The sequence below is a fragment of the Bacillus sp. Root920 genome (assembly GCF_001429445.1).
Classification (GTDB): Bacteria; Bacillota; Bacilli; order Bacillales; family Bacillaceae; genus Bacillus; species Bacillus safensis.
In genome coordinates, this window is record NZ_LMJV01000001.1 from 905,958 (window position 1) to 932,564 (window position 26,607).

30 protein-coding genes are annotated in these 26,607 nt (G+C 41.8%); 18 read left to right on the plus strand and 12 right to left on the minus strand.

Annotated features, from left to right (window positions below; translation table 11 throughout):
* The first annotated feature begins 130 nt into the window (after nt 1-130).
* Genes ASE42_RS04200 through ASE42_RS04210 form a run of 3 tightly spaced genes read left to right on the plus strand, consistent with a single transcriptional unit; the run spans nt 131 to nt 3,388 of the window.
* Entirely contained in the window at nt 131-1,081 is a 951-nt protein-coding gene (locus ASE42_RS04200; RefSeq protein WP_024426031.1) for an ABC transporter substrate-binding protein, read from the plus strand.
* Nucleotides 1,047-2,105 carry a FecCD family ABC transporter permease gene (locus ASE42_RS04205; RefSeq protein ID WP_024423440.1) on the plus strand — a complete coding sequence of 353 codons (1,059 nt, stop codon included), beginning with the start codon at nt 1,047-1,049 and terminating at the stop codon, nt 2,103-2,105. Before ASE42_RS04200 ends, ASE42_RS04205 begins: the two co-directional genes overlap by 35 nt.
* On the plus strand, nt 2,102-3,388 hold the full coding sequence (locus ASE42_RS04210; RefSeq protein WP_056765811.1) for a heme ABC transporter ATP-binding protein: 1,287 nt from the start codon (nt 2,102-2,104) through the stop codon (nt 3,386-3,388). The genes ASE42_RS04205 and ASE42_RS04210 overlap by 4 nt, the downstream gene beginning before the upstream one ends.
* 166 nt (nt 3,389-3,554) lie before the next feature.
* Here the strand turns inward: ASE42_RS04210 and ASE42_RS04215 are convergent, their stop codons facing one another.
* A complete protein-coding gene (locus tag ASE42_RS04215) occupies nt 3,555-3,869 on the minus strand; it encodes a putative quinol monooxygenase (RefSeq protein ID WP_056765814.1) in 315 nt (104 codons plus the stop codon).
* A 259-nt stretch (nt 3,870-4,128) separates the two neighbouring features.
* Here ASE42_RS04215 and ASE42_RS04220 point away from each other — a divergent pair, with 259 nt between their 5' ends.
* The 7 genes from ASE42_RS04220 to ASE42_RS04250 all read left to right on the plus strand — a co-directional run bounded on the left by ASE42_RS04220 (nt 4,129) and on the right by ASE42_RS04250 (nt 9,399).
* The gene (locus ASE42_RS04220) at nt 4,129-4,698 is read left to right on the plus strand and encodes a cob(I)yrinic acid a,c-diamide adenosyltransferase (RefSeq protein WP_024426020.1); all 570 of its coding nucleotides are present in this window, start codon (nt 4,129-4,131) and stop codon (nt 4,696-4,698) included.
* Between the two features lie 162 nt (nt 4,699-4,860).
* Nucleotides 4,861-5,253: a membrane protein gene (locus ASE42_RS04225; RefSeq protein ID WP_024426019.1), complete on the plus strand. Its 393-nt coding sequence runs from the start codon at nt 4,861-4,863 to the stop codon at nt 5,251-5,253.
* A 15-nt stretch (nt 5,254-5,268) separates the two neighbouring features.
* A complete protein-coding gene (gene liaH / locus ASE42_RS04230; protein ID WP_024423427.1) occupies nt 5,269-5,937 on the plus strand; it encodes a stress responsive protein LiaH in 669 nt (222 codons plus the stop codon).
* Between the two features lie 104 nt (nt 5,938-6,041).
* Nucleotides 6,042-6,911: a DUF4097 domain-containing protein gene (locus ASE42_RS04235; RefSeq protein WP_056765817.1), complete on the plus strand. Its 870-nt coding sequence runs from the start codon at nt 6,042-6,044 to the stop codon at nt 6,909-6,911.
* Nucleotides 6,912-6,914: 3 nt separating this feature from the next.
* A complete protein-coding gene (liaF, locus tag ASE42_RS04240; protein ID WP_172643439.1) occupies nt 6,915-7,706 on the plus strand; it encodes a cell wall-active antibiotics response protein LiaF in 792 nt (263 codons plus the stop codon).
* The gene (gene liaS, locus ASE42_RS04245; RefSeq protein ID WP_024426016.1) at nt 7,703-8,767 is read left to right on the plus strand and encodes a two-component system sensor histidine kinase LiaS; all 1,065 of its coding nucleotides are present in this window, start codon (nt 7,703-7,705) and stop codon (nt 8,765-8,767) included. Before liaF ends, liaS begins: the two co-directional genes overlap by 4 nt.
* Entirely contained in the window at nt 8,764-9,399 is a 636-nt protein-coding gene (locus ASE42_RS04250; RefSeq protein WP_024426015.1) for a response regulator, read from the plus strand. The genes liaS and ASE42_RS04250 overlap by 4 nt, the downstream gene beginning before the upstream one ends.
* A 42-nt stretch (nt 9,400-9,441) precedes the next feature.
* Here ASE42_RS04250 and ASE42_RS04255 read toward each other — a convergent pair whose 3' ends face one another.
* Genes ASE42_RS04255 through ASE42_RS04270 form a run of 4 tightly spaced genes read right to left on the minus strand, consistent with a single transcriptional unit; the run spans nt 9,442 to nt 13,471 of the window.
* Complete coding sequence (locus ASE42_RS04255) at nt 9,442-9,810, minus strand: hypothetical protein (RefSeq protein WP_041107739.1); 369 nt, start codon at nt 9,808-9,810, stop codon at nt 9,442-9,444.
* Between the two features lie 37 nt (nt 9,811-9,847).
* On the minus strand, nt 9,848-10,969 hold the full coding sequence (locus ASE42_RS04260; protein ID WP_056765819.1) for a Ger(x)C family spore germination protein: 1,122 nt from the start codon (nt 10,967-10,969) through the stop codon (nt 9,848-9,850).
* Nucleotides 10,966-12,060 (minus strand): GerAB/ArcD/ProY family transporter, encoded by a 1,095-nt coding sequence (locus ASE42_RS04265; RefSeq protein WP_056765820.1) that lies wholly within the window; start codon nt 12,058-12,060, stop codon nt 10,966-10,968. Before ASE42_RS04265 ends, ASE42_RS04260 begins: the two co-directional genes overlap by 4 nt.
* Nucleotides 12,047-13,471: a spore germination protein gene (locus tag ASE42_RS04270; protein WP_034623851.1), complete on the minus strand. Its 1,425-nt coding sequence runs from the start codon at nt 13,469-13,471 to the stop codon at nt 12,047-12,049. The genes ASE42_RS04265 and ASE42_RS04270 overlap by 14 nt, the downstream gene beginning before the upstream one ends.
* A 112-nt stretch (nt 13,472-13,583) precedes the next feature.
* Here ASE42_RS04270 and ASE42_RS18470 point away from each other — a divergent pair, with 112 nt between their 5' ends.
* The gene (locus tag ASE42_RS18470; RefSeq protein ID WP_003213147.1) at nt 13,584-13,751 is read left to right on the plus strand and encodes a YvzF family protein; all 168 of its coding nucleotides are present in this window, start codon (nt 13,584-13,586) and stop codon (nt 13,749-13,751) included.
* A gap of 89 nt (nt 13,752-13,840) precedes the next feature.
* Nucleotides 13,841-15,235 carry a class II fumarate hydratase gene (gene fumC / locus ASE42_RS04275; RefSeq protein ID WP_024423418.1) on the plus strand — a complete coding sequence of 465 codons (1,395 nt, stop codon included), beginning with the start codon at nt 13,841-13,843 and terminating at the stop codon, nt 15,233-15,235.
* 47 nt (nt 15,236-15,282) lie between these two features.
* Here the strand turns inward: fumC and ASE42_RS04280 are convergent, their stop codons facing one another.
* A complete protein-coding gene (locus tag ASE42_RS04280; RefSeq protein ID WP_024423417.1) occupies nt 15,283-16,161 on the minus strand; it encodes a TetR/AcrR family transcriptional regulator in 879 nt (292 codons plus the stop codon).
* Between the two features lie 192 nt (nt 16,162-16,353).
* Between ASE42_RS04280 and spxO the strand changes: the two genes are divergently transcribed.
* Nucleotides 16,354-16,518, plus strand: coding sequence for an anti-adapter protein SpxO (gene spxO, locus ASE42_RS19035; protein ID WP_003212782.1), 165 nt, complete (start codon nt 16,354-16,356; stop codon nt 16,516-16,518).
* A 20-nt stretch (nt 16,519-16,538) separates the two neighbouring features.
* Here the strand turns inward: spxO and ASE42_RS04285 are convergent, their stop codons facing one another.
* The gene (locus ASE42_RS04285) at nt 16,539-17,870 is read right to left on the minus strand and encodes a sensor histidine kinase (RefSeq protein WP_024423416.1); all 1,332 of its coding nucleotides are present in this window, start codon (nt 17,868-17,870) and stop codon (nt 16,539-16,541) included.
* Nucleotides 17,867-18,544 carry a response regulator transcription factor gene (locus ASE42_RS04290; RefSeq protein ID WP_024423415.1) on the minus strand — a complete coding sequence of 226 codons (678 nt, stop codon included), beginning with the start codon at nt 18,542-18,544 and terminating at the stop codon, nt 17,867-17,869. Before ASE42_RS04290 ends, ASE42_RS04285 begins: the two co-directional genes overlap by 4 nt.
* Nucleotides 18,545-18,870: 326 nt before the next feature.
* Between ASE42_RS04290 and ASE42_RS04295 the strand changes: the two genes are divergently transcribed.
* Nucleotides 18,871-20,271 (plus strand): S1C family serine protease, encoded by a 1,401-nt coding sequence (locus tag ASE42_RS04295; protein ID WP_056765823.1) that lies wholly within the window; start codon nt 18,871-18,873, stop codon nt 20,269-20,271.
* Nucleotides 20,272-20,318: 47 nt separating this feature from the next.
* Here the strand turns inward: ASE42_RS04295 and ASE42_RS04300 are convergent, their stop codons facing one another.
* A complete protein-coding gene (locus tag ASE42_RS04300; RefSeq protein WP_082580671.1) occupies nt 20,319-21,161 on the minus strand; it encodes an oxidoreductase in 843 nt (280 codons plus the stop codon).
* 113 nt (nt 21,162-21,274) lie between these two features.
* Here ASE42_RS04300 and ASE42_RS04305 point away from each other — a divergent pair, with 113 nt between their 5' ends.
* From ASE42_RS04305 to ASE42_RS04315, 3 genes are all read left to right on the plus strand, one after another.
* Nucleotides 21,275-21,721: a YusW family protein gene (locus tag ASE42_RS04305; protein WP_200956592.1), complete on the plus strand. Its 447-nt coding sequence runs from the start codon at nt 21,275-21,277 to the stop codon at nt 21,719-21,721.
* Nucleotides 21,722-21,867: 146 nt separating this feature from the next.
* Nucleotides 21,868-22,698, plus strand: coding sequence for an ABC transporter ATP-binding protein (locus ASE42_RS04310; RefSeq protein ID WP_008347057.1), 831 nt, complete (start codon nt 21,868-21,870; stop codon nt 22,696-22,698).
* Between the two features lie 71 nt (nt 22,699-22,769).
* Nucleotides 22,770-23,021 carry a YusU family protein gene (locus ASE42_RS04315; RefSeq protein WP_024423411.1) on the plus strand — a complete coding sequence of 84 codons (252 nt, stop codon included), beginning with the start codon at nt 22,770-22,772 and terminating at the stop codon, nt 23,019-23,021.
* Nucleotides 23,022-23,237: 216 nt separating this feature from the next.
* On the opposite strand, the gene ASE42_RS04320 is transcribed toward ASE42_RS04315, so the two are convergent.
* From ASE42_RS04320 to ASE42_RS18480, 3 genes are read right to left on the minus strand one after another with little or no spacing between them, the layout of a single operon-like run.
* Entirely contained in the window at nt 23,238-23,585 is a 348-nt protein-coding gene (locus ASE42_RS04320; RefSeq protein ID WP_024423410.1) for a spore coat protein, read from the minus strand.
* An 11-nt stretch (nt 23,586-23,596) separates the two neighbouring features.
* Complete coding sequence (locus tag ASE42_RS04325; RefSeq protein WP_224426662.1) at nt 23,597-23,830, minus strand: hypothetical protein; 234 nt, start codon at nt 23,828-23,830, stop codon at nt 23,597-23,599.
* Nucleotides 23,831-23,874: 44 nt separating this feature from the next.
* Nucleotides 23,875-24,012, minus strand: a complete 138-nt coding sequence (locus ASE42_RS18480) for a YuzL family protein (RefSeq protein ID WP_003212904.1) — start codon at nt 24,010-24,012, stop codon at nt 23,875-23,877.
* 199 nt (nt 24,013-24,211) lie between these two features.
* On the opposite strand from ASE42_RS18480, the gene ASE42_RS04330 reads away from it, so the two are divergent.
* Nucleotides 24,212-26,599 carry a 3-hydroxyacyl-CoA dehydrogenase/enoyl-CoA hydratase family protein gene (locus tag ASE42_RS04330; protein ID WP_056765828.1) on the plus strand — a complete coding sequence of 796 codons (2,388 nt, stop codon included), beginning with the start codon at nt 24,212-24,214 and terminating at the stop codon, nt 26,597-26,599.
* Nucleotides 26,600-26,607: the final 8 nt, after the last annotated feature.

Sequence of the window (26,607 nt, forward strand, 5' to 3'; positions counted from 1 at the left end):
TAGGAACAGAAAAGACGCTTTTAGAAATCACATATACAACCTATCTGCACTGTAGTATAATATTCCCGAAATTAGAAAAGAATTGACGAAAGAGATTTCGTTAAGCAGTACATAAACAGGGGGTTCACTCATGAAAAAGTTAACAGCTATTTGGCTATCGTTATTGCTTGTGATGGGTGTTTTAGCAGGATGTGCAGGCGCTGAGACAGATCACAAAGCAAAAGGGTCACAAAATAAAGAAACGGCCACTGCGGCTTTTCCAGTATCAATAAAAGATGCAGCTGGCAAAACAGTCGAAATCAAAGAACAGCCTAAACGAATTGTTTCGTTAATTCCAAGTAATACGGAGGTTGCCTATGCACTCGGTCTTGGAGATAAAATGGTTGGACGATCAGACTTTGACAATTATCCAAAGGAAGTCGAAAAGGTAGAGAAGATTGGCGGACTTGAATTCAATGTCGAGAAGGTCATTTCCTTAAAACCAGATCTTGTCTTAGCACATGCATCTCAGATGGGATCAAAAGATGGATTTAAACAGCTTGAAGATGCAGGGATCCAAGTGCTGACTGTAAATGATGCAACGTCCTTTAAGGATGTGTACAAATCAATCAATATGATCGGTGAAGCAGCTGGCGTGAAAGAAGCATCAACAAAGCTTGTAGACGAAATGAAAACAAAGCTGAATGACATCAAGAAACAAGCAGAGGGGATTTCGAAAGATAAGCAAAAAACAGTCTTTGTCGAAGTGTCAGGTGCACCTGAAATCTATACAACTGGTAAAAATACATTTATGGATGAAATGCTTTCTGTTATCCATGCCAAAAATGCTGCAGGCGATCAAACTGGCTGGGTGCAAATGACAGAAGAATCGATCATCAAGCGAAATCCTGATGTTATCGTGACAATTGATGGTTCCAGCTTAGCTGACTTGAAAAAAAGAGACGGCTGGAATGCAATGAAAGCAGTGAAAGAAAAACAAGTCTTTCAATTGAATACGGATCTCGCATCAAGACCGGGACCGCGATTGGTTGAAGGAGTCGAGGCTCTTGCGAAAAACGTCTATCCTGATACGTTCAAATAAATTGACCATCGCATATACACTAAGTGTTTTACTTCTTGTGATGAGCATTGGAATGGGAATCTCCTTTGGAAGCTTAGGGATTCCCATTCCTTCTATTCTTCGAATATTTGTTCACGAACTATTCGGCGTGCAGTTTGGAACCATTGATTCCATCGATCGCAATATTATGATGAACATTCGGCTGCCAAGAGTCATATTAGCGGCATTAGTCGGAGCAGCACTTGCGTTATCTGGTGCAGCTTTTCAAGGTTTATTAAAAAATCCTCTTGCTGACCCTTATACGCTGGGGGTATCTCAAGGGGCATCAGTTGGAGCCGTAGCGACCCTGTTTTTCAGCTTGCAGCTTCCGCTTTTTGGTAGTTTCACACTGCCATTATTCAGTATGACAACAGCGCTTGTGACCCTCTGTCTCGTTCTCTTTTTTGCGCGTCTTGTTCATCGGGGGATGAGCATCTCTTCTTTAATTTTGACAGGAGTGATTTTCAGCTCTTTTTTGGGTGCGCTCATTTCATTGATGATTGCTTTAACAGGTGATGATCTAAAAGAGATCATTCATTGGCTGCTTGGCAGTGTGTCCATGAGGGGCTGGCGTTATATTGTGCTTTTTCTTCCTTTCTTTCTTATTGGAACCTTTGCGTTAATGTTGATGGGGCGGGATTTGAATGTGATGACGTATGGCGAGGAAAAGGCAAAGTTATTAGGTGTACATGTGAAAAGGAGCAAATATATTGTGCTGCTGGCGGGCTCGATCCTGACTGGAAGTGCAGTTGCGGTATCAGGGACGATCGGTTTTGTAGGACTTGTGATTCCGCATTTTATCCGCCTCTTAACTATCACGGACCATCGGCATCTGCTGCCTTTGTCTATGCTGAACGGTGCTTCCTTTCTTGTATTAGCAGATGTGTTATCCCGTACCATCATCGAGCCGACTGAATTACCGATTGGCATCATTACTGCGTTAATTGGTGCACCTGTATTTGGCATCATCCTCATTCGTAAATATAGAGGGGGGACGCACATATGATTCAAGTGAAAGAAATCAGAGGTGGATATGGAGAGAAAGAGGTCATTCGTGGCATTAATCTTGAAGTAAAGCAAGGAGAATTTCTCGGTATACTCGGTCCAAACGGAAGCGGTAAGACGACCCTTCTTAAAATGATGGCAGGGATTTTAGCACCTATGAGCGGTGAAGTACGTCTCAGCGGTCACCTTATTCAATCCTATCAGCCAAAGGCGCTTGCGCAAAAGATGGCAGTTCTGCCGCAGAAAACGGACCAAGCTTTTTCATTTACGGTGGAAGAAACCGTCCAATTCGGTCGTTATCCATATCAAAAAGGGTGGCTGCAATCTGTCACGCAAGAAGATGTGAAGGTCGTCAGCAAAGTCATGGAACAAACGGGTGTTGCACAGTTTAAGAATCAATCCATCCATGAGTTAAGCGGAGGAGAACAGCAGCGTGTATATTTAGCACAGGCATTGGCGCAGCAGCCTGAATATTTATTGCTGGATGAACCTACGAGTTTCCTTGATTTAGCCTATCAAAAAGATTTGCTTGATTTAATTAAAGAAGAAACTGCTTCCTCTAGGTTAACGGTCATTGGCGTATTCCATGATGTGAACATCGCCAGTTTATATTGTGATCGGCTGCTGCTGCTTCATGGAGGAAAGACTGACATGTTAGGAATGCCGCATCACGTCTTGACCACTGAACGAATCAACCGTGTGTATGAAACAAATGTGACACCGCTCCAGCATCCATTTAGGGCAAACCCTCAGCTGATGGTTGAGCCTGCAGCCCCTTCTAAAGCATCAATTGTAAACATAGCGGATGGTTGGAGGACATATGGTTCAGAAGGAATGACGTTTTCCATTAATCAGCCTCTTCGCATCCTTTCCTCACATAAGAAAAACGGCGGGTTCTTTTGGAAAAGGTCTATTGGAACGGGGACGAAGGCGCTTCATGAGCAGCTAGAGTCAGCTGAAGAAATGCTGTTTTTCGAGCAAGCTAACAAATTAGCACAATTTGCCGCAGAAGACGCCGAAGACGATATGATCCTTTACGGCATGCTTCAGCAGGAAGCGTTGACCATTTGGCTTATCCTAAAACGATCTTTAGCAGATGGCGCAGTTGTTCAGCTCATGGGGCAGCTTATGCACATCATTAAGCAAGAAACAAGTTATCCGATCCATCATCTGTGCATCGCTGCACCCAATACGCAAGAAACGGAAGATGCTGACCATTTACACGAAAGATTAGGACAAAAGGTACAAAGGCTTCTTCAAACGTTGAATGTCATTCAAAAGTGAATGTACAATTATATTTAGGTTAGTTGAGTAAAACAGTTGAAATAAAAGGACTACACATATCTAAAATGTGTAGTCCTGACAATAGTTCTTAATCTTTGCTTTAAATAAGAAAAAAAGCTGCCACAATGACAGCCAGTTCTAATTTTATATCTAAGACGGTCGAATTCTAATTAGATGAAATGCCCTTTCCGCCTTGTGTTATTAAAGTATTGATTCTTTCCATACCAGTAATAATTGGTTTCGCACGACTTATTAATGTTTGGATAGCTTCGAGACCTAGAGACGCTTGATGGGCATCTTCATTTGCCCACACTTCATAAACATAAACAGAACTTGGTTCATTCTCGGAAATATTCACAAGATATATGTCACATTCATCCAAATTCTTCATTGATTCTGCTGCTTCTAATAGAATATCAACCATTTTTTCTCTTTCGCCTTCTTGTACCAAAAACTTGTTAAATAAACTAAATTTACTCATACCATCCTCCTTCATTTTGTCTTAATCATGTTTTACATTATAAACTATATCTTCAATCACTATTTTATAATGAAATAAAAAGGATGGTTTGCCTTCATAATGGACTATCTATCCTATTATTTAATATCTTAATTTAACAAATGGTTCACTTTTCTTTTTCATTGATGACATTCATTCCTCATGATTTAGTAAAACAACTGCATCTTATTCAGTTCGGGTTATACTAAAAAGACAAAGCAGTAGAAAAGAGGGAAAACCGTTGAAACTTTATACGAAAACCGGGGATCAGGGTCAAACAGGCTTGATCGGAGGAAGAGCCGATAAAGATGATGTGAGAGTAGAGGCGTATGGTACGTTAGATGAGGCGAATAGCTTTATTGGACTCGCGCATGCAAAATTACGGCAGCATGGCGAATTGTTTCCGGACCTTTTGTCAGAGCTGATCGTTATACAGCATGAGCTGTTTGACTGCGGGGGTGATTTGGCAGCAGTCAAACCACGTAAAGAAGGCAAATTAACAGAAGCCTCTGTGACAGTCCTTGAGGAAAGAATGGATGTCTATGTAGAAGAAGCTGAGCCGCTTACTAAGTTTATTTTACCGGGTGGTCAGGAAGGCGCTGCTCTCTTACATGTAGCGCGGACAGTCGTCAGAAGAGCCGAGAGGCATATTGTGACGCTTGCAAAACAGGAGGAGATTCCAGCCGTTGCGCTCTCATACGTAAACCGTCTATCCGATTATTTATTTGCAGCCGCTCGAATCGTGAATTATCGGCTTGGTGAAGCTGATGTTGAATATGAACGAAGTGCCGATGTGTTTCGTTCTAAATAAGGAAAGCACTCTTCATAGAAGAGTGCTTTTTTATTAGGTTCTGCCGCTTAGTCTGAGCATTGTTACGACTCTAGTCGCAAACAAAGATCAATCTGTGACACGTTTTGCCGGCTTTCTTTTTTGACTATAGTTAAAGCAAGGAGCAAGAAAGGAGGCATGAAGATGAAAATAACAAGTAAAACCATTATCGGTTCAATTTTATTGTTTGTCGGTTTATCCATCTTCTTTGGTGGTTCATTTGGTGGTCTGATCCCGGTTTTGATTGGTGCAGGGCTCATCTATGTAGGTGTTAAAAAATACGAAAAAGGCAGTAAAACCTTAGGTGTCATTCTAGCAGTCATTGGTGTACTGATCGTCGTGCAATTTCTGCCGTTTATACTCGGCATCGCATTTGCAGGGGTACTTCTTTATTTTGGCTGGTCGATGATCAATGGTGAATCTACCGAAAAATCATCAAGCAGAGCCTATATGGAGCCAAACACGGCACCTAATACGGAAGAACCGATTCATACGTCTTTTGATCAAGAGTGGGAAGACTTTTTAAAGAAAAAATAAAGGGAGGAATATCAAATGGTATTAAGAAGAGTAAGAGATATGTTTGTTGCAACTGTCAATGAAGGTTTAGATAAATTGGAGAATCCGCGTGTCATGCTGAATCAATACGTTCGTGATATGGAGGATGATGTTGCGAAAGCGAAACATGCCATCATCAAACAGCAAACGATTCAGCAAGGCTTCCTGCGAAAAGCAGAAGAGACGGAAGCATTTGCTGAAAAGCGAAAGAAACAGGCCGAGCTGGCATATCATGCGGGAGAAGAGGAGCTTGCACGAAAAGCGCTCACAGAAATGAAGTATTTTGAGGAAAAGCACAACGAATATCAGGAAGCCTACCAGCAATCTGTGAAACAATTGAAAGAGCTGAAAGAGCAATTGCAGCACTTAGAAACAAAGCTGCGTGATATAAAAGACAAGAAGCAGGCCCTGATTGCAAGAGCCAATGCCGCACAGGCAAAGCAGCATATGAATGATTCCATCAATAAAGTAGACAGTGAAAGTGCATATAAAGAGTTTCTTCGAATGGAGAACCGTATTGAAGAAATGGAAACAAAAGCAGGCAGCTATGCACAATTTGCAGATCAAGGGGCATATGCTCATTTAGACTACGCCGATGAGGTTGAAAAAGAATGGCAGAAGCTGAAGCTTGAGAAAAAGCCTGAACAGCAGCAAGCAAACGTATAGAGGTCAAATCGGAAGAAAAGCAGGCTTTTTCTTCCGATATTTGATTTCTTTCTGTTTCGCTTTTCCTTATAATGAAAAGGTCAGAAGATAAAGGGATGGTATAAATGAAGCGATTAATCGGTCTAATTTGTATACTTGTAGGTATCTTTTTAATGATTGGCATGCTTTTCAAAAATGAAAATCTCTTTCATATAAGTTTTTCCCGTGAAAAACCAGTGACAACAGCTTCAGCGAAAAAAGAGGAGATTGATCAATTAGATATTTCTCTTTCTGGGTTTCGCGTGAAGGTAAAACCTGAAAATCGTTCCGATATCTCGGTGACTGCTGTCAATGGAAAAGGGAAAATGTATGCGGAGCAAACAGGCGGTACGTTCAAAATTCGTGCTGAAAATAAAAGCTTCTTGTTTTTCACTCAATTTGAAAAAGGAGAGCTTTTAGTTAAAATTCCAACAGATTATCATAAAAATGTGAAGATTACGGGTGGAAGCGGCGTCAGTGAGATTGATGGAGAAGGAAAGCTGTCCCTTCAAGATGTGATACTCAAATCAACGAGCGGAAACCTCACAGCTGAGAATTTCTCAGCAAAAAATGTAGAAATCAAAGCAACCTCTGGCAGACTGGCAGTGTCGCACATTGATGCGAAGGATAGTGATATTGGGGCAACTTCAGGGCGTGCTGATATTAATGATGTCAAAGGCGAGCTGCAATTGGGCATGACAAGCGGCCGATTGACAGCAAGTTTTGATACAATTGAGTCACCTGTCTCCTTTCATATGACATCAGGGAGCGCGAAATTTAATTTGCCAGATGACGGAGATTTCAACGTTCAGGTGAAAAAAACAAGTGGAAGCGTCGATCACTCGTATGACTTTGATCAAGTGGATAATGAAGGTCGAGGCTTTACAGGTACGCGGGGAAAAGGGACACATTTAGTCGATATTGAAATGACAAGTGGTAACCTCAAGCTGCGGTAATGAATGATAGAAAGGAAGGAGGCGAGTCAACTGCGTTTTACAAGGAATCAAATTTTAGGCATCATTGTTGTGATATTTGGTATTAATTTATTTCTCAAAATTATTGGGATCGGAGCAGATTTGTTTTGGCCTGTGTTTTTTGCGCTGGCGGGTTATTGGCTGCACTCACGATCCAAACGTTGGCTCGGTTCAGTTTCCTATATTTTTGCCGGCTTTCTCTTCTTAAAATTTTTGCTCAATATTACATTTAGTTTAACAGGTTACCTATTTGCGGCCTTTTTGATTTATGCCGGCTATCGCTTATTGAAAAATAAACCTGTTTTTGATGTCGATAAAAAGGAAACATCAGAAGACGGGAAGCCTTCACTGAAAGTCAATCTTGAAAAAAAGAGCGATCAGAAGAAAACAAAAAGCCAGACAAAGCCGCGCAAAGAGCATGACTTTTTTATTGGTGAAGTCAGGCTGATGAAAAAGCCGTTTCAATTAAGTGATTTGACGATTTCAGGCTTTATTGGCGATGTTAAAATCGATTTATCAAAGGCGATCATCGCAGAAGAAGAGAGTACGATCGTGATTAGCGGGCTGATCGGAGATGTGGATATTTACGTACCGCAGGATATTGAAGTATGTGTGAGTGCTTCCGCCGCGATTGGTGATATGAAAATCATAGATGAAAAAAGAAGCGGGTTTGGCAGTAAAGTGTACGTGATGACCAACGATTACGATGAGAGCAAACGAAAAGTGAAAATCTCCATCTCTCTGCTGATCGGAGATGTGGATGTGAGATACTTATGAGGAAATTGCATTTAGGTCTCCAGTGGCAATCTGTTCGTCTTGGCGTCGGTATCTCGCTCGGTGTTGTGACAATGACGACACTGCCGATGTTTTTTTATTATCAGCTTGATCCAATGATCCTGCTTTCTACCCGCTGGTTTGGCATACCGTTTTTTTGTATTTTACTTATCGTTAGTCTTGCGATTGGGATTTCTGCCGGGAGTGTATTTGGCTATCAGCATAAGAAACGCCTCGATCAGCTTGTTGAGTCGATTTTGAAATTTGAAAATGGAAACTTTGCATACAGACTACCGTCTCTTGGCGACGATGAAATTGGCTTAGCCGCCGATCAATTAAATGAAATGGCGAAGCGGGTCGAAGGGCAAGTAGCCTCTTTGCAAAAGCTTTCAAATGAACGGGCTGAATGGCAGGTTCAAATGAAGAAATCGGTCGTCTCAGAAGAGCGGCAGCGGCTTGCACGAGAGCTCCATGATGCGGTCAGTCAGCAGTTATTTGCAATTTCAATGATGACTTCAGCTATTCTTGAAGGCATGAAGGAAAAGGACGAAAAGATATTAAAGCAAATGCAGCTTGTCGAACGAATGGCTGGCGATGCACAAAATGAGATGCGTGCTCTTCTGCTTCACCTAAGACCGATCACGCTAGAAGGAAAAGACCTGAAAAAAGGCTTAATTGAACTGCTAAATGAATTCCAAGCAAAGCAGCCGATTGATATTGATTGGGAAATCGAAGATGATGTTCCGTTATCTAAAGGAGTAGAGGACCACCTCTTCCGAATTGTGCAAGAAGCCCTGTCTAATGTATTTAGGCATGCAAAGGCGACAAAGGTAACTGTGCGCCTGCTCATAAGAAACCGGCAAGTGCAGCTAAAGATTATTGATAATGGTATCGGCTTTCAAACAGATCATGTGAAGACAGCCTCCTACGGACTTGAATCGATTCGAGAGAGAACAAGTGAAGTAGGCGGTGTCGCAGAGATTATGTCATTTGAGGGAAAAGGCACACAAATTGATGTGAAGGTTCCCATTTTTGATGAAGGAAAAGGAGAGAACGTTCGATGATTCGAGTGCTTTTAATCGACGATCACGAAATGGTGAGAATGGGTCTTGCGGCCTTTTTAGAGGCGCAGGCTGATATTGAAGTCATTGGTGAAGCGTCAGATGGACAAAAAGGTGTAGAGCTAGCCGTTGAATTAAGGCCAGATGTCATTTTAATGGATCTTGTCATGGAAGGGATGGATGGCATCGAAGCAACGAAAAGAATTTGTCAGGAAATTGAAGATGCCAAAATCATCGTTCTGACGAGCTTTATTGACGATGATAAAGTCTATCCGGTGATTGAGGCGGGTGCTCTAAGCTATTTATTAAAAACATCCAAGGCAGGAGAAATTGCTGATGCCATCAGATCAGCAAGTATCGGTGAACCAAGACTTGAATCAAAAGTGGCTGGAAAGGTCATGAATAAACTCCGTCATTCATCAAATGGGTCCATCCTTCACGATTCATTAACAGCAAGAGAAATGGAGATCTTGAAGCTGATTGCGGATGGGAAATCGAATAAGGTCATTGCCGAGGAATTATTTATTACAATTAAAACGGTGAAGACCCATATTACCAACATTCTTTCCAAACTTGATGTGGAAGATCGAACGCAAGCGGCTGTGTATGCGCACCGTCATAAGCTGATTCAATAAAAAAACAGCTTTCAAGTGAAAGCTGCTAGAACATGCGTAAAATTAGTCCTTCTGTCCTGTGATCGGACGTTCGGATAGTTGATGGAGCTCAGGAACTGGAAAAGCCTCCTGCTCCTTGGCCGATTTTTCTTCCAGGGTTTTCTTCATTTCGGATAAAAGCTTTACGCTCTCCTTTGCTGCTGCCGCTTTTTTTTCCTGCAAATCAATGATCTGTGAAAGTCCGACGAATAATCCGCCTCCCAACAGAAGGAGCGCAGGGGTTTGTCCATAATAAACCACGATCAAAAATGTGCTTGAAAAGCTGTCGGCTTCAATGAAGAAATCTTCTTTTGATTGCGTGAATACAACGATTAACAGAAGTATCCCTAGAATCAAAAATAGAATGCCGGCCGAAAGTAAAGCTCGTTTCATGATTGACACCCTTTTTTTCTTACCATTTTAACATACTCTATAAAGATTGTGTTGCGCCCTTAGTCCCGAAGTCACGGATTTTCACATTTGCCTTGTAACGAATGTCTGATTCACTAAAAATTTCATCCCAATGCTTCGCTTCTTTTCGAAAGTCCTTCGGATACGCAATACTCGCTTTTTGAGAAAACCCGCAAATATCTGCTTTGATCTCATGCTGTAATTCCCCAATGAAATCTTTTACGTTTTTCTCTATTCGACGCTCCACGACACCTTCAATCTCTTGGAGATACTTTTCATTAAATGCATTTTCCCGCTCATTCCAATCCTCAGACAACCTTCCTTCAAGCGCCACTGACACATTAAATTGATATTTTCCGCTCGCTGTTTTATTCGTTTCAATGTTGTGTTTCAGTTTAAAAATCTCAAACGAATAGATGCTGTGATCATATTCAAATTCAATCACTCCGCCTTTTCCGTCCCCAGTCAACAGGTTGTATGACTGCACGGCTAACGGAGAGATGCTGGTGAGAAATCGTCTGTTCTTAATAATAGAGGCTCCGTCGAGTATTAATTTCCCTTGATCCACACCGACTTTCGGAACAGCAAAAGATACGTTGTTTTGCATAGCAGAAGAAATATCTCCTAATGAAACGGGCTTGAACATACGTATGGTCGATTTTGTATTCGCAGAAAGGTCATATAATGTAGAAGAAGCTGGTTGACCAGCGTCATTGATTTTCAGCAAGTCCCCAGGCTTTTCTGAGGTCATAAAGACGAGGCTTCCTCTCCTCGTTTCATTGTCGCGAATGAATTGATTAATGACGAGGTCGAAATTATTCTCATTGATGAGTTCCTCAGAAAATAAATACACTCTCAGCTGCTGGGCGAAAATACGGTGACTTTTGAGCGTCGTTGTTCGGAATATTTGATGTACCGAATCACCACTAGTTTCTATAATCTTTGTTGGGTCTTTTACGCTGGATTCTTGTTCAATTTTTTGAGGAACAAGGACTTGCATTGATATTTTAAGCTTATGACCGTCATCTCCTTTATCTAAGCCATAACCAATCGCCATGTTGAGTTCCTCAATATTGGTACTATCCCAGCATCCACTTAATAGAAAAAGGGTCATTAATGCAAAAACCACTTTCTTTTTCATGCCGCTTTCCGCCTCCTTTTAAAAAACACGATGATAAATAAGAGAAACGGGAGAATGCCGAATAAAAGGAAAAATAAATTGTTCACATAGGTTAAATAATCACGCACTGTATCAACATCCTTTGGGAAAACGGCGGCAAAGTAGATGACAATTCCCATCAACGTGAGTACGACTTTTTTGGGTAATTTTGTTAGTTTGGATACCCCCATTGCAGCAAAAAACGTATATCCTACAAAGCTCGTATAAAGCTGAACAAGCCAAACGATAAGTAAAAAAGATTCAATCCGCTCAATAAAGATCCCCTGTATATCGAACGATTGAAATAAAGCAATCGTCGGCCAAGTCAACGTCGCAGTTTCTTTCACAGTGAACGCACCAACGACAAGAATATAGGTGAATATATAAATGATCACAGGAATCAAAAAGCCGATTGCGCCATAAGCAAAGGTGTGTTTTTGCGTGTTCATATAGACAGGCATAAACAGCATCATTTCAATGCCGACAAACGAAATGGCTGATGCATTAAAGGATTTGAAGACAGGTGAGAAGCCCTCGCCTAAAACAGGCCGGAGGTTATCTAACTTAAACTCTTGAACACTGAGTCCGTAAGCAATAAATAAGATAATCAGGGTGACAATGAGGAAAAAAGGGCACAGTCTGGCAAAATCGCCAATCCCGCCGACGACAAGATAAAGACCGACCAAAATAAAGCTGATCATTGTCACCGCTACAGGAGTGTTTTGAAGCAAAAAGAACTTCACCATTTCCGACATAGCCCGCACTTCATAGCTGGCAACGCCGAGAAAATAAATAATAATGAGCAGGTTAGCAAGGGCACCGATCCACTTGCCAAGCCCCTCGTTCGTATAATCATAGTAAGAGGAGAAGGGGACTTTTTTCATCATAAGGACATTCGCAAAAATAAATACAATGTAAATGCCACTCATGAGTAAGAGCGCAATCCAGCCGTCAGGTGTAGCTGCAGCCTGAGCCATTGCTCTTGGCAGAATCATCATACTTGCACCTAATGTTGTATTGGCAATGATGGCACTTGCCTGATAGCTGGTGATCGACTCTTTATGATTGACCATATCGTTCTCCTTTCTTTTGATTTTTTAAAGGCAATCGAATGATGGAATTGTCTTCGTTTTTATAGCTGAACACAAAATCTGGTGAGAAATAAGGCGTCCCAAAACTTTTTTGCCGTGTTAAATGAGTAAGGAGAACGAGCATGAACAGCACAATCCCATATAAACCAAAGGTAGCTGCTGTAAACATGGACACAAACCGGAGCACGCGGAACGACATGCCCATCCCATATTGAGGGACAGTGAATGATGCGAGGGCAATCACACTGACGATAATCACCATGATCGAGCTCACAATATGAGCCTGAACGGCCGCCTGCCCGATGACAACTCCGCCTACAAGTCCAATCGTTTGCCCGAGCGGATTTGGCAGCCTTAAACCGGCTTCCCGCAGCAGCTCAATCGTTATCTCCATGATCAGTGCCTCCACAATAGGCGGAAAGGGGACATTTTCTCTAGTGCTTGAGATTGAAATAGCAAGAGTTGTTGGTAAAAGCCCTTGATGGAAGGACACAAGCGCAATATAAATGGCTGATAAAAATAATGTCAGAAAAATAGAGGTAAACCGCAGCATCCGAATGAGAGAGGCAGCGATCCACCTTTCATAATAATCATCAGGTGATTGCATAATCGTCGCGAGAGAAGCAGGTACAATTAACACAAAAGGTGAATGGTCAACAAAAATGGCGACACGTCCATTATTTAAAGCAGATGCCACTTTATCCGGCCGTTCTGTGTTTTGTATTTGCGGGAAAGGAGAGTACACATTGTCCTCAATCAGTTCCTCAAGAACACCGGAATCTTGTATATCATCAATAGTGACTTGCTTGAGCCGTTTTTTCACTTCTTTTAAAACAGATGATTGAGCCATACCGTCAATGTACATGATGGTCACTTTGGTGTACTTTTTTTGACCAATCTTCATGTCGACGGTTTTAAGATCGGGGTTTTTCAAGCGCTGTCTTACAAGAGCTAAGTTCGTATCTAAATCTTCAATAAAGCCAATTTTCGGTCCTCTCACAACTGTTTCAGAGGTAGCATCCCCTATACTGCGTTTCTTTGTTCCATGCGTTTCTAAAATATACGCATGCTGAAATCCGTTAATCAGAACAACACAATGCCCATCAAAAATCGCATCGACCAATTCCTCGGTGGTCTTCACCGAACGGGTGGTCATCATCGATAAATTGGATTCCAGCTTCTCTTTTGTGAGTGACGTATGATCTTGGAGAAGCAGCTTTAAAAAGGTTTGAATCTCCATCTTTTCGTTCATTTCTTTTATGTATAAATAGTAAACCACCTGTCCGTGAGGCAGCGTTTTTTTCTCATGGACCAAATCGTCCATTTCCTTTAATTGTGGAAGGAGGACGGAGAGATTATCGTATAAGTGCTCTTTTAATGGAGTTTGATTCATTCGGATCACCCGCCTCAAATCTTTTTCTTAGCATTACCTGCTTGAAAAAACAATATTCTGTGTTACATTATTTTGTGGTAAAAGAAAGAATGAGGGTTTTGGAGGAAACAAGATGGCACAGATTCGTTTAGCAGGAACAAAAGAGGAGATCGACCGTATTCTACAGTCGTTTGACAAGCATTATGAGGTGACATATACATCAAAGGATTACGGAAAAACGAACCCAAAATACAAATATTCGAAGGATGTTCGCGTTTATATTGAACTAAAATTAAAATAAAGATAAAATTTTAATTGAAAACGCTTAAAGGATTTTCGTTTTTTGTATAGAATAGAGTTGAGTGATGAGAAGCTATGGAGGGATACATAATGACGGAATTTAGAATCGAAAAAGACACAATGGGCGAAATCAAAGTGCCGAAGGACAAGTTCTGGGGTGCACAAACACAACGAAGCAAAGAAAATTTCAAAATCGGTTCTGAGAAAATGCCAAAGGAAGTTGTGAATGCGTTTGCAATTTTGAAACGTAGCACAGCGATTGCCAACGAACGTCTTGGCAACCTTGAAAGCGAAAAAGCAGAAGCAATTGCTGCTGTATGTGATGACATCATCAGCGGAAAGTATGACGAGCATTTCCCGCTTGTTGTTTGGCAGACAGGCAGTGGAACACAAAGTAACATGAACATGAACGAAGTCGTTGCAAACAGAGCAACTGCTTACTTGAAAGATAAAAATAGCGAGTTCAGCATTCATCCGAATGATGACGTTAACCGCAGCCAAAGCTCAAATGATACATTCCCAACGGCTATGCACGTGGCAGCTGTTTTAGCTGTGTACAAAAAATTGCTGCCTGCTATTGACCAGTTAAGAACAACTCTTGATGAGAAAGCAAAAGCGTATCAAGAGATTGTGAAAATCGGCCGTACGCACTTGCAGGATGCAACACCGCTGACAGTTGGCCAAGAGATTAGCGGCTGGGTATACATGCTGGACCGTTCAAAAGAAATGATTCTAGAATCAACTGAAAAAATGAGAGAATTGGCCATTGGCGGAACGGCTGTTGGTACAGGCATTAACGCACATCCTGAGTTCGGTCAATATGTTGCTGAGGAAATCAGCCAGCTGACAGGTCAAACATTCAATTCTTCACCAAACAAATTCCATGCGCTGACAAGCCATGATGAAATTACGTATGCACACGGTGCTTTAAAAGCACTTGCAGCTGATTTAATGAAAATTGCCAATGATGTGAGATGGCTTGCAAGTGGTCCTCGCTGCGGAATTGGTGAATTGATCATTCCTGAAAATGAGCCTGGAAGCTCCATTATGCCAGGAAAAGTCAACCCAACCCAAAGTGAAGCTTTAACCATGATTGCAGCACAAATCATGGGGAATGATGCCACAATCGGTTTTGCGGCAAGCCAAGGAAACTTTGAGCTGAACGTATTTAAGCCAGTCATCATTTATAACTTCCTGCAATCAGTTGAACTACTTGCTGACGGCATGAACTCATTCCATGACAAGTGTGCAGTTGGAATCGAACCAAACCTTGAAACGATTGAGAAAAACTTGAACAATTCATTGATGCTTGTGACGGCACTTAACCCGCACATCGGATATGAAAATGCAGCAAAAATTGCGAAGCTAGCGCACAAAGAAGGATTAACACTAAAAGAAGCAGCACTTCAATTAGAGCTGTTAACAGAAGAGCAGTTCGAACAATTTGTGAAACCAGAGGAAATGGTGACACCGAAAGCAAAATAAGAAACCAGGGGCGGCTGCCCCTGGTTTTTTTCATTGAAAATATGTGTTTACAAATGATCCTCTTTCAAAATGCGCAAAAGAGATTCGGAGTTGGTTTGAAGCGGTGCATATAATTTCAATTGGTACAGCATGCCTTTCACGATGACTTGTCTTGGTTTTTGTTTGTTTAATTCATTTTCCAGAATGCCAAGTGCTTCAAATAATTCAGGCTCGTCTTTCACTTCATAGTGTGCTTCAGCCATCTCTCTTAACTCCTGTAAAAGAGATTCTGTGAGCGGATCGAATGACCTTTCATAAATCGGACCAAACCAATCGCTCGCTTGATCTACAGAAATGAGAGGAAGATCATTTCGCTTCATCATACCGCCCATCAAATCATCGATACGGTGAATCATGGTTGTGGCAAGCTCTTCTGCTTCCAGCTGAAAATCATATAAAATCGCAAGCTCGAAATAAACGTGGCTCATGCCCTCAATCGTCAAACATAAATCAGCCATATAAGGAATGGCAGCGTCTCCATACACTTGTTTAATATTATCGATATGAAGCTGAATCGTCGCAAGCCTAATTTGTTTTGCGAGCTGCTGCGTTTCTTGAGTCATAGGAAGCGCTCGATCGCTCAGCTGCATTTTAATAAAATCCTTTTGCTGCAAAATATTATCGTAATAGACAGTGAGCTGTTTGCGGTAGGCTTCTTTTGGTGTGCCGCCCTCTGTTTGAACCTCATGAATCCGGGTAAATACCTTATCGTAATAGTAATGAAGGATCGAAATGAGCAATGCTTCCTTTGATTTAAAATAAAGATAAAAAGCACCCTTTGACATGTGGCATTCATCCGCAATTTCCTGAACAGACGTTGTGTTGTAGCCTTTGCTGGCAAATAATTTCATGCCAGCCTCAATGATCATTTTTTCTTTCTTTTTCAATATGAATGTCATCCTTTCTTACCAAGAGACAAATGTCTTAGGAAACGTGCGCAAAGAGATGTGACTTATTGGTCATAAACGACGAAAGTTTTCAAAAATTAATCAGATTGTAACTTGTTTTTTACAGTGTAATTCTTTATATTATAAAGTAAGGTGACCAACTGGTCAAAATATGTGAAAGGATGATGTTCCATGAGAGAAATCGATGATATGATTAGACGCTTGCGAACAAAAGGGATTCAAGTAGAAAAAGTCAAAATGCCGAAAGAGACAACCATTGAAAAGAAATGGATGTATCAAGCTGGCAAAAAGATCAAAGCCACATACCGTGATTTCAATGGGTATTCATTCATTTAAAAAAGACTGCGGTCAAAAACCTACAGTCTCTTCTTAGGAACCATGATTGTATAACGTACACCTAGATCATCATTTTCAATAGATATGGACGCTTGATGCATTGAAAGAATTCTTTTGACAATGCTTAATCCAATACCGAATTCGCCCTTTTTTCCCTTACTAAAAGGTTCGTATAGGTTGGACAGCATATGTTCTTCAATTGGAGGACCGTCATTACGAATGACAATGCGGATTTGATCCTCTTCTTGTTTCATCTGAATATCAATCTTACTTTTTGCGTAGCGAAGTTGATTTTCTAGTACATTCTCAAATAATTTGCTCCATTGTTCTGGATCGCCTTCAAGAGCAGCCTCATCATCTAAGTCCACGTTCCACTGCAATTCATTTTTCGACCAGCGTATTCGGTCGACCACTTCCAGCATCGTATTACTGAGTAGGAAGGAAGAATGTGCGGGATGTTGTTTAGATAAATAATCAAGCTTTGTTAAGTACAGCAGATCCTTGATTTTCTTCTCAAGCTTTTCCGCTTCACCTTCAATGACTTCCACCGTTTGTTCAAGATCTCCCTTAGGAAAAATACCATCTTTAATGGACTGCGTGTAGCCGCGGATGACCATGACAGGTGTTTTTAAGTCATGTGAAATATTCTGCAAAAGTGTCCGTTCTGTTTCATCTTTTTGAATGAGTTTTTGTCTCATTTCTTCAATGGTATGACCAAGTTTGCCAATTTCATCTTGCCGGTCAACGATGACAGGATCGTCCCAGTCCTCTTGGGCAATCCGTTTGACGTGCTTTTCAAACGCAACGATTGGTCGGGATAGATAGCGGGCAAGCCAAATCGATGGAATCCAGCTTAGTAAAATAACAGTGCCTAAGATAAAGATCAGCTGTTTAAACAGCGTAAAGGACAGATCATCTCGATAAGAATCTGGTGCATAGGACAGAAGAATATATTGTGTATTGCCTGATGATACTTTTTTGATGACAAAAAAGATATGCTGGCCGTTCACCTCTTCAGAATACCGTTTCGTTGCGCTTTTTTGTTTTTTCACAAACGATTGGATTTTCTCAATAAAAGCATGCGGAAAAAACTGCGCCATTTGATCTAATTCATCTGACGGGATCAAAATGTGCTGCACGGAGCGGTTTTCCGGTGTCGACTTTGGCGAGCCGTCTCGGTTCAATGGATATTCTGTCAGCACTTGCTGTTCATTTTCGATATTTTTATAAATTTCATTTGTGAAGAAGTCACGTAATGTATTGGAAAATAGAATAATCAGGACAATGGAAATGGTGAGCAAAATGCCAGAGATCACAGCCCAAATTTGAAAAGCGAGCGGTTTGTTCTTCATCCTTTCAGCATCCTATAGCCAAATCCATAGATGGTCTCGACCTTTAAGTCGGGCATTTTTTTGCGCAGCCGTCTGACAAGGTCATCCACCACACGATCTGTCCCGAAGTAATCGTGTCCCCAAATCTTGACGAGGATATCTTCACGAGAAAAAGCATGTCCTTGGTGATGTGTAAATAAAAGCAGCAAGTCAAATTCCTTAGACGTTAAGTTAATGAGCTGCCCCTCTTCATAGACCTCTCTTACATCCTCATGAATGACATAAGAAGAAACTGAAGTGACGCTTTGCTGCTGCGGGGTATCGCTGTTTTTATACACAAGCTCCAGCAGCTTTTGAACCCGAATGATCAGCTCACGAGGAAGAAACGGCTTCGCAATATAATCACTGCTTCCCAGCTCTAAGCCGAGGACACGGTCGATATCTGCATCACGTGCTGAAATGAAAATGACCGGTACGTCAGGTGATGCGGCTTTGATTTCTTTAATAAGGGTGTAGCCGTCTGTATCAGGCAGCATGATATCTAAAATCCATAGATGCGGCGGCTTGTTTATGGCTTCGCGTGCCGCTTCTCCGGTTAAAAAAGAGGAGACATTCCAATCTTCACTCTCTAAATATTTGGTTAACAGTTCATTTAAATTTTGTTCATCTTCAACTAAATAAATGGTGTACGACAAAGTCTTCCACATCCTCTCAACGTCATTATAACGGGATACGAAGGCGGCATGTCAACAATCACACGCTTTTTTCACAATTTCACATATTCTTCTCATCATTATCCCATAATGTTTGATTATGATAAGGTCAAGGGAAAAAAGGGCATAGACAAAAGGCGGATGAATAGGTGCTTTTCATCAATGTGCGCACCTTGCTTTTTTTCTATGAATAAGTATTATATAATTTGACATATTGCCATAAAGTATTTTTCAATGATCTTTCCATTAAGAGGACCTGAGTCCTATCTAGACATATGAATGAAACATGATGTAAAGGAGTGCAAGCGATGGATTTCCGAAGAGAAGATGAAGAGAATAAGATGAATCATCCAGAAAATCAAGACAATGAAATGAATCATCAAAAAGATACCCATCAAGAGAATGAGAAACAAATAGACGCACCAGAAAAAGAGAAGGAACTCGTTTTTCACCAGCATGAAAATGAAGCATCTGCCTCGCAGGAGAGTGTGACAAAGCATTCTCCTCAAATGGTGGATGACCGTGCGTCGAAAAAAGAGAAAAAGCGGAAGGCGGCATGGCTCAGCCCAATTCTTGGAGGGATTATTGGCGGGGGTCTTGTACTTGGCATTACACCGCTTTTGCCGCAGTCACAGGATACAGCTGCCAACACGCAAACGCAGACCGCATCAAGCGAGCCGGCAGCCTCAGATAATTTCTCGACAAAACAAATCACCAATGCCACAAATGTGGCTGATATGGTAGAAGATTTAGAGCCCACTATTGTAGGGGTCTCAAACTATCAATCTACACAAAATTCGTTTGGCTTGAGCGGTGATCAAACAGAAGCTGAAGCTGGAACAGGCTCTGGTGTCATCTTCAAAAAAGATGGCAAAAAAGCGTACATTATTACAAATAACCACGTTGTCGAAGGGGCTAATAAAATCAAGGTCACCCTTTATGATGGAAAAACAAAAGACGCAAAGCTTGTCGGCAGTGATGTCATGACCGACTTAGCTGTTGTTGAAATGAACGCAGACGGCATTGATAAAGTGGCGAGCTTTGGTGATTCTTCTAAGCTTCGTGCTGGAGATAAAGTCATTGCCATTGGGAATCCGCTCGGTGCACAGTTCTCAGGTACTGTGACAGAAGGAATCATTAGTGGTCTTGATCGTACCGTAGAAGCAAATACGTCATCTGGTACGGTGGAGATGAATGTGCTGCAAACAGATGCAGCCATTAACCCAGGAAACAGCGGGGGGCCACTGATCAATACAGATGGTCAAGTCATTGGCATTAACAGCTTGAAAATCAGCGAAAGCGGTGTGGAATCACTCGGATTTGCGATCCCAAGTAACGATGTCAAACCGATTGTAGATGAGCTGTTGAAAAATGGAAAAGTCGAACGTCCATACCTTGGCGTACAAATGATTGACCTTGAGCAAGTGCCTGAGACGTATCAGGAAAATACGCTCGGCTTATTTGATAAACAAATCGGCAAAGGCATTTACGTAAAGGATGTTTCAAAAGGTTCACCTGCTCAAAAAGCAGGCTTGAAATCTGGAGATGTCATCATTAAGTTCAAAGGAAAAGACGTAGTGAACAGCTCTCAGCTGAAAGAAATTCTTTACAAAGAAACAAAAGTCGGCGATAAAACCACAATGACTGTCATTCGTGAAGGAAAGAACAAAAATCTAGATATTACCCTTGGACAGTCAGATAGCGAATAAATGAAAAAAACAGGTGGATGTCAACATATCCACCTGTTTTTTTGTGCTTATTTTTTTGAAGAGAGTGTCCGTAGTATGATGTGTTCCCACATGTTCCACGGCAGAAGCTGCTTTGCTGTGAATGAAAGTCGTACACCTTTTCCAACAAGATATCTCAGCCGTTTCAGCCGCTTCTTTTCTGCTAATCGAACAACAAGATCTGCCACTTCACGAGGATCTCCATAGTTGGATTTCTGGGCATCAATATGGGCCATCATCTTTTGATAGAGTTTTGTGTATTTCGATCCTTCTGCTGGCTGAATCATTTGTTCGTTCATGGAGGTGTTCCAAATATTTGTCTGGAAAGAGCCTGGCTCGATCAAGGCCGCCTGTATACCGAACGAAGCCAGTTCAATCCGCAAGCTTTCTGTATAGCCTTCCAACGCAAACTTAGATGATACATATGGAGAAAGTGCAGGCATTCCCATTAATCCGCTGATACTGCTCATATTGAAAATCTTTGCACCACTCGTCATAAACGGCAGCACGGCTTGGGTCATTTCCATCACACCGAAGACATTCACTTCAAATTGCTGGCGGTATGTATCGACAGGAACCTCCTCCGCAAAACCAGCAAAGGCTGTTCCCGCATTGTTCACAAGCAGGGTAATGGGTGCATAAGCATGAAGCTTCTTCTGAAATGCTTGAATCGACTGCGTATCGGTCACATCTAACGCTTCAATATGTATCATGCCAGATAAAGAGGCTTCCTCGATTTCTTCAGCGAGCTTTTTGGCATTGGTTTCCTGTCTGACGCCGGCAATCACTGTATAGCCCCGCTTGGCGAGACGCATTGTGATGAGCTTGCCAAAGCCGCTATTGGCACCAGTTACAATGGCTGTTTTTTTCATCATCCGGTCCTCCTTTTTGTTTCAATTTATCATAGTGGGCTGTTTTATTGAATAACAAAAAGGAGCCTGGAGAAGAATAAAAAGCGATGCTGTGAAATAGGAGGAAACACATGATGTGTTGGAAGAAGGCGGGAGGAATAGGAGTGCTACTCTTTATGCTGTCCGGCTGTCAATCAGTTGAACCGTTACAACAAACACATGAAGCAGAAGCAGAAAGTCTATCAGCTGTTCAAATGAAGGAACTGCCATTTCAGCATGTGCATCTGCTTGTCCAATATGGACAGAAAAACGAATTATACGAAGCGACCTACCGTCAGGCAAGAGGCAAAGAGGAAGCAATCATTCGTGATCATATGAATGGAGCCCGCTATGAAGGAGAAGAAGCCTTGCGCGAGATGAAGATGAAGCTGAATGATATGTCGATTCCTAGTGCAAAGATCAATGAAGCGTATGTAAATGAACTATTAACTGCTTTTAATTTAGATGATGATTATCAGCGGATTCAGATCGATTTAAAGCTCGAGGATGGGACCAAACGTACATTCCAAAGGAAGAAATAAACGAGACTTTCTCATTTTTTAATTGAAAATGATTTTCAAGATCACTTAAATCTGATACACTAAATTGAGATAAGTGATCTTTTACGTCTGTACATAGACGATATTTCATATAAAAATTTGGATGAGAAAAGGAGCGTTTGAGCGGAATGAGTGCCATTTCTACTGAAGGTTTAAGCTTAGGCTACGGAGAAACAATGATCATCGATGAACTAAATGTATCAATCCCTAAGGGTGAAATCACAGTATTTATTGGCAGTAATGGATGTGGTAAATCCACGCTACTGCGCTCTTTGGCTCGACTCATGAAGCCAATGGGTGGTTCTGTCCTGCTTGAAGGTCATTCCATTGCAAAATTACCAACAAAAGAAGTAGCGAAACAGCTCGCCATTCTTCCACAAGGACCAGAAGCGCCAGAAGGATTAACCGTGCATCAGTTAGTGAAGCAAGGCAGATATCCTTATCAAAATTGGCTGAAGCAGTGGTCGAAGCAAGATGAAGAAGCTGTGAACCGCGCATTGAAGTCAACAAAGATGGAAGATCTTGCTGATCGGACCGTTGATTCATTATCAGGTGGACAAAGGCAGCGTGCATGGATTGCGATGACGCTGGCCCAAGAGACCGATATTATTTTGTTAGATGAGCCGACGACATATTTAGATATGACGCATCAAATCGAAATTTTGGACCTTCTGTTTGATTTAAATGAGAAAGAGCAGCGCACGATAGTGATGGTTCTTCATGATCTCAATCTCGCATGCAGATATGCTCATCATCTTGTCGCGATTAAAGACAAGTCAATCTATGCAGAAGGCAGACCAGAAACCGTAATTAATTGTGATCTCGTGAAAAATGTCTTTGATATGAATTGCCAAGTGACAACAGATCCTTTATTTGGAACACCATTATGTATTCCGCACGGTAGAGGACGCTGTATTGTGCAGCAAGCGCAAGCTGAAACGTTTCTTGCTGCAAGATAATCGTATGTCAAAAGCCTGACATCTGTGTCTCACAGAGTCAGGCTTTTTTCTGAAAAAGGAGCGGAATATCAATGGGAAATGAATTAGATGAAAAGCTGGAAGGCTTGCTTGATAAATATACAGAGCTGCTGCTCGGTGAATCAACAGACGAGCTGAAACAAGATGTGAAACAATGGGTGATCTACTCCCATATCGCAAAAAGCATGCCGCCGCTAGCAAAGCATTTCAATGAAACGTATCCAGAAGCAAAAGAAGAAATCAAACACACGATTCAACGAATCAAACAGTTGAACGAAGCTCACCGCGCCAATAAAGACCGTTAAAAAAACTGCCAGCAGCGTGTAGACAAACCCTCGCATTCTTTGTCAGTCCTGTGCGCTGGTGCTCACGAATGTTCAATTCGCTCCGCAAAAGTAGCCGTTCTTCCTAGACTGCAAAGGTTTTCTATCACGCTGAAAAGAAGACAAAGGGCTAAAATAAAAATCATTTTAGCCCTTTATCAACAATTGACTGCCAGCTCTAGACTGGCAGTTTTTTTCTTATGACATTTGTGATGAACCGTACGGAGATTGATCTGTCAGTGTTTGCTGGAATTTCTGGTGTGCCTGCTGGAGCTTTTGCTGATCAGCGGCTTCAACAGAATACCAGCCATATCGGAACATGACATCATATAAATGTCTTTGTGTTTTCTGTGTTTCCAGTGCAATTCGCTGAATATCCTGATAAAGAGATTCATGACTGAATTCATTGAGCGCTGTGTTGTATCCACTTGTCATATATTTTTCAGTCGACAAGAGATCTGTGACAAAATCACGATCGTTCATGTTGGTTGTTGTGGGAACCGGAGTTTGTGGATTCCCGATTTTTTGTTGGTTTTGCTGTTCCATGTTTTTTCCTCCTATTGCATAAAGCCAGTAGACTGGCCTTGCCCTGAGCTGCCTAAATGCTGAAGAATTTGTGTGTAATGCTGATGATGCATTTGCCCAACTTGATTTAATTCTTGTTTCAATGTTTGGTCCTGGCAATGCTCGGCCATAAAATGAGCCTTTTTCATGGCGATCAAGTTCCAGTTGAGCATATCCTCTAAGTACAAGGAATCCTTCACTGAAATGACTTCTGGGGGCATATTCATTTGCTGATTGTTCAACTTGTGTTCCTCCTTACGAATTTGTTTCCTTACTGATTCTTTTTATATTGCTGATTTTGACTGGTTTTTTTCCCGCCTAGGTCTGCTTCCTGTGATGGACCTGCGTTTCCTTTTACACTTGCAGCACTAACGCCTGCTTTCGATGGGTTTTTCTTCAAACGAGACATGTGGACATCACCTCCATTCTTACAATTCCCTCTCATCTTTAATTCATACGCCGCAAAATAAGGCACACGAGAATGTGTAAATTTTTGAAATCTGCTATTGAACTGTTTCGGAAAATCTTTTAAGATAAAGAAAGAGGCATTGCTTTTTTTTGGACAAAAAATGAATGACTGTTCATTCAAAATGTTTAGGGGGATATTTATGGGCAAACATATTCGCAAGGCGGCTGTCATTGGTTCAGGTGTCATGGGCTCAGGCATTGCTGCACATTTAGCCAATATTGGGATACCAGTTACACTGCTAGATATTGTGCCAAATGAACTGACAAAGGAAGAAACGGCGAAAAAGCGGACGCTTGATCACCCTAGTGTTCGGAATCGATTAAGTCAAGAAGCGATGAAAAAATTGTTAAAGCAAAAGCCAGCACCTCTTACTTCAGCAAAAAACCTATCATACATCACACCGGGAAATCTCACAGACCACCTTTCCTTATTACACGATGCTGACTGGATCATTGAAGTCGTCACTGAAAAGCTCAGCATCAAAAAGCACGTATTCTCTCTCATCGACGAACACCGCAAAGAAGGAAGCATCGTATCAAGCAATACATCCGGTATTTCAGTTGAAAAAATGGCAGAAGGCCGATCAGATGATTTTAAACGCCATTTTTTAGGCACACATTTTTTTAACCCAGCTCGTTATTTAAAGCTCTTAGAAATCATTCCTATTCAAGAAACCGATCCAGAAGTACTGTCATTTATGAAAACATTTGGCGAGGATGTACTCGGCAAAGGTGTGGTTGAAGCAAAGGACACGCCGAACTTTATTGCAAACCGCATTGGCACTTATGGACTTCTTGTCACAGTGCGTGAAATGCTTGAGAACAAATACACGATCGGAGAAGTGGATTCTGTCACAGGACCTCTCATTGGAAGACCGAAAAGTGCGACCTTCCGTACACTGGATGTAGTGGGACTCGACACGTTTTCTCATGTGGCACGAAACGTATATGAACAGGTAGAAGGAAAGGAAAAAGAGATTTTCCAGCTGCCTGAGTTTATTGAAAGAATGCTCGAAAAAGGATGGATTGGCAGCAAGGCAGGCCAAGGTTTTTATCAAAAAAATGGGAAGGTCATTTTAGAGCTTGACCCAGTGACGCTCACATATGGTGAACGCACAAAGCTAAAAGATCCAGGCATTGAAATGGCGAAACAGCAAAAGGGTGCAAAAGCAAAGTTGAAAGCGCTTATTTATCAGGATGGCCGTGCAGGGCAACTACTTTGGAATATGACAGCGCCCGTACTTCTTTATTCAGCTCATCTAAAAGGTGAAATTGCGGATGATATTCAGTCTATCGATAACGCCATGAAATGGGGATTCGGCTGGCAGCACGGCCCATTTGAGCTGTGGGATGCAATAGGTGTCAAAAAAGCCGCCGAACGCATGGAAGCAGAAGGCCGCAGTATTCCAGCATGGGTGCAAGACATGCTGTCAAAAGGACACGAGACATTCTATCAAGAGAATGCTGATGGAGAGCGAGCGTTTTATCATAACGGGGCTTATGAACAGGAAAAAGGAAACGACAAACATATATCTTTAGCTAGATTGAAAAAGAAACACGACGTCATCTTCAAAAATTCTGGTGCGAGCCTGATCGATATTGGTGATGATGTCGCCTTGCTCGAATTTCACTCTAAAAGCAATGCCATTGGACTAGATGTCATTGATATGATCAATCGCGCTGTTGATGAGACGGAAAAGAATTATAAAGGGCTTGTCATCGGAAACCAAGGGAAGAACTTCTGTGTTGGCGCAAACCTTGCCCTGATTTTAATGGAAGCACAGGACGACAATTTCTTTGAAATTGACTTTGTGATCAGACGCTTCCAGCAGGCAATGATGAAGGTGAAATATAGCAATCGCCCAGTCGTAGCCGCCCCATTTGGGATGACATTAGGAGGCGGAACAGAAGTTTGTCTGCCGGCAGCAGCTATTCAGGCGTCCAGCGAAACTTACATGGGACTTGTGGAAGCGGGAGTTGGACTGATTCCAGGAGGCGGCGGAAACAAAGAGTTATATCTTCGTCACCTGCAAGGATCAGCGAAGCCGTCGCAGACGGCTATACAGGATGCCACGCTGAAAACATTTGAAACAATTGCAATGGCAAAAGTATCGACTTCAGCTGAGGATGCGCGGGATATGAACATGCTCCGCGTGAGTGACGGGATCAGTATGAACGGCGATCACCTGATCTATGATGCAAAACAACTGGTGCTCTCTCTTGATGAAGCCGGTTATCGTGCGCCGCTCAAGCAAAAGGTGCCGGTCATGGGAGAAACAGGCTATGCAGCAATGATTTTGGCTGCTGAAAATATGAGACTGTCAGGATACATTTCAGAACATGACATGACCATTGTAAAAAAATTAGCTCATGTCATTTCCGGCGGGAAACTGCCATTTGGAACAGAGGTAGAGGAGCAATACTTATTAGAGCTTGAAAGAGAAGCCTTTTTAAGTCTTGTAGGAGAAGTGAAATCACAGGCACGTATGCAGCACATGCTCGTCAAAGGAAAACCTTTACGTAACTAAGGGGGAGT

What these genes read in the sequence shown, in the direction of transcription:
- ASE42_RS04260 (WP_056765819.1), bottom strand. Translation starts at nt 10,969, where the DNA reads ATGAAAAAGAAAGTGGTTTTTGCATTAATGACCCTTTTTCTATTAAGT.
- ASE42_RS18470 (WP_003213147.1), top strand. Translation starts at nt 13,584, where the DNA reads ATGGCACAGATTCGTTTAGCAGGAACAAAAGAGGAGATCGACCGTATT.
- ASE42_RS04325 (WP_224426662.1), bottom strand. Translation starts at nt 23,830, where the DNA reads ATGAATATGCCCCCAGAAGTCATTTCAGTGAAGGATTCCTTGTACTTA.
- ASE42_RS18480 (WP_003212904.1), bottom strand. Translation starts at nt 24,012, where the DNA reads ATGTCTCGTTTGAAGAAAAACCCATCGAAAGCAGGCGTTAGTGCTGCA.
- liaF (WP_172643439.1), top strand. Translation starts at nt 6,915, where the DNA reads ATGATAGAAAGGAAGGAGGCGAGTCAACTGCGTTTTACAAGGAATCAA.
- liaS (WP_024426016.1), top strand. Translation starts at nt 7,703, where the DNA reads ATGAGGAAATTGCATTTAGGTCTCCAGTGGCAATCTGTTCGTCTTGGC.
- ASE42_RS04250 (WP_024426015.1), top strand. Translation starts at nt 8,764, where the DNA reads ATGATTCGAGTGCTTTTAATCGACGATCACGAAATGGTGAGAATGGGT.
- ASE42_RS04210 (WP_056765811.1), top strand. Translation starts at nt 2,102, where the DNA reads ATGATTCAAGTGAAAGAAATCAGAGGTGGATATGGAGAGAAAGAGGTC.
- ASE42_RS04300 (WP_082580671.1), bottom strand. Translation starts at nt 21,161, where the DNA reads ATGAAAAAAACAGCCATTGTAACTGGTGCCAATAGCGGCTTTGGCAAG.
- ASE42_RS04315 (WP_024423411.1), top strand. Translation starts at nt 22,770, where the DNA reads ATGGGAAATGAATTAGATGAAAAGCTGGAAGGCTTGCTTGATAAATAT.
- ASE42_RS04320 (WP_024423410.1), bottom strand. Translation starts at nt 23,585, where the DNA reads ATGGAACAGCAAAACCAACAAAAAATCGGGAATCCACAAACTCCGGTT.
- ASE42_RS04310 (WP_008347057.1), top strand. Translation starts at nt 21,868, where the DNA reads ATGAGTGCCATTTCTACTGAAGGTTTAAGCTTAGGCTACGGAGAAACA.
- ASE42_RS04225 (WP_024426019.1), top strand. Translation starts at nt 4,861, where the DNA reads ATGAAAATAACAAGTAAAACCATTATCGGTTCAATTTTATTGTTTGTC.
- ASE42_RS04270 (WP_034623851.1), bottom strand. Translation starts at nt 13,471, where the DNA reads ATGAATCAAACTCCATTAAAAGAGCACTTATACGATAATCTCTCCGTC.
- ASE42_RS04255 (WP_041107739.1), bottom strand. Translation starts at nt 9,810, where the DNA reads ATGAAACGAGCTTTACTTTCGGCCGGCATTCTATTTTTGATTCTAGGG.
- ASE42_RS04330 (WP_056765828.1), top strand. Translation starts at nt 24,212, where the DNA reads ATGGGCAAACATATTCGCAAGGCGGCTGTCATTGGTTCAGGTGTCATG.
- ASE42_RS04285 (WP_024423416.1), bottom strand. Translation starts at nt 17,870, where the DNA reads ATGAAGAACAAACCGCTCGCTTTTCAAATTTGGGCTGTGATCTCTGGC.
- ASE42_RS04215 (WP_056765814.1), bottom strand. Translation starts at nt 3,869, where the DNA reads ATGAGTAAATTTAGTTTATTTAACAAGTTTTTGGTACAAGAAGGCGAA.
- fumC (WP_024423418.1), top strand. Translation starts at nt 13,841, where the DNA reads ATGACGGAATTTAGAATCGAAAAAGACACAATGGGCGAAATCAAAGTG.
- spxO (WP_003212782.1), top strand. Translation starts at nt 16,354, where the DNA reads ATGAGAGAAATCGATGATATGATTAGACGCTTGCGAACAAAAGGGATT.
- ASE42_RS04295 (WP_056765823.1), top strand. Translation starts at nt 18,871, where the DNA reads ATGGATTTCCGAAGAGAAGATGAAGAGAATAAGATGAATCATCCAGAA.
- ASE42_RS04305 (WP_200956592.1), top strand. Translation starts at nt 21,275, where the DNA reads ATGTGTTGGAAGAAGGCGGGAGGAATAGGAGTGCTACTCTTTATGCTG.
- ASE42_RS04235 (WP_056765817.1), top strand. Translation starts at nt 6,042, where the DNA reads ATGAAGCGATTAATCGGTCTAATTTGTATACTTGTAGGTATCTTTTTA.
- liaH (WP_024423427.1), top strand. Translation starts at nt 5,269, where the DNA reads ATGGTATTAAGAAGAGTAAGAGATATGTTTGTTGCAACTGTCAATGAA.
- ASE42_RS04265 (WP_056765820.1), bottom strand. Translation starts at nt 12,060, where the DNA reads ATGGTCAATCATAAAGAGTCGATCACCAGCTATCAGGCAAGTGCCATC.
- ASE42_RS04200 (WP_024426031.1), top strand. Translation starts at nt 131, where the DNA reads ATGAAAAAGTTAACAGCTATTTGGCTATCGTTATTGCTTGTGATGGGT.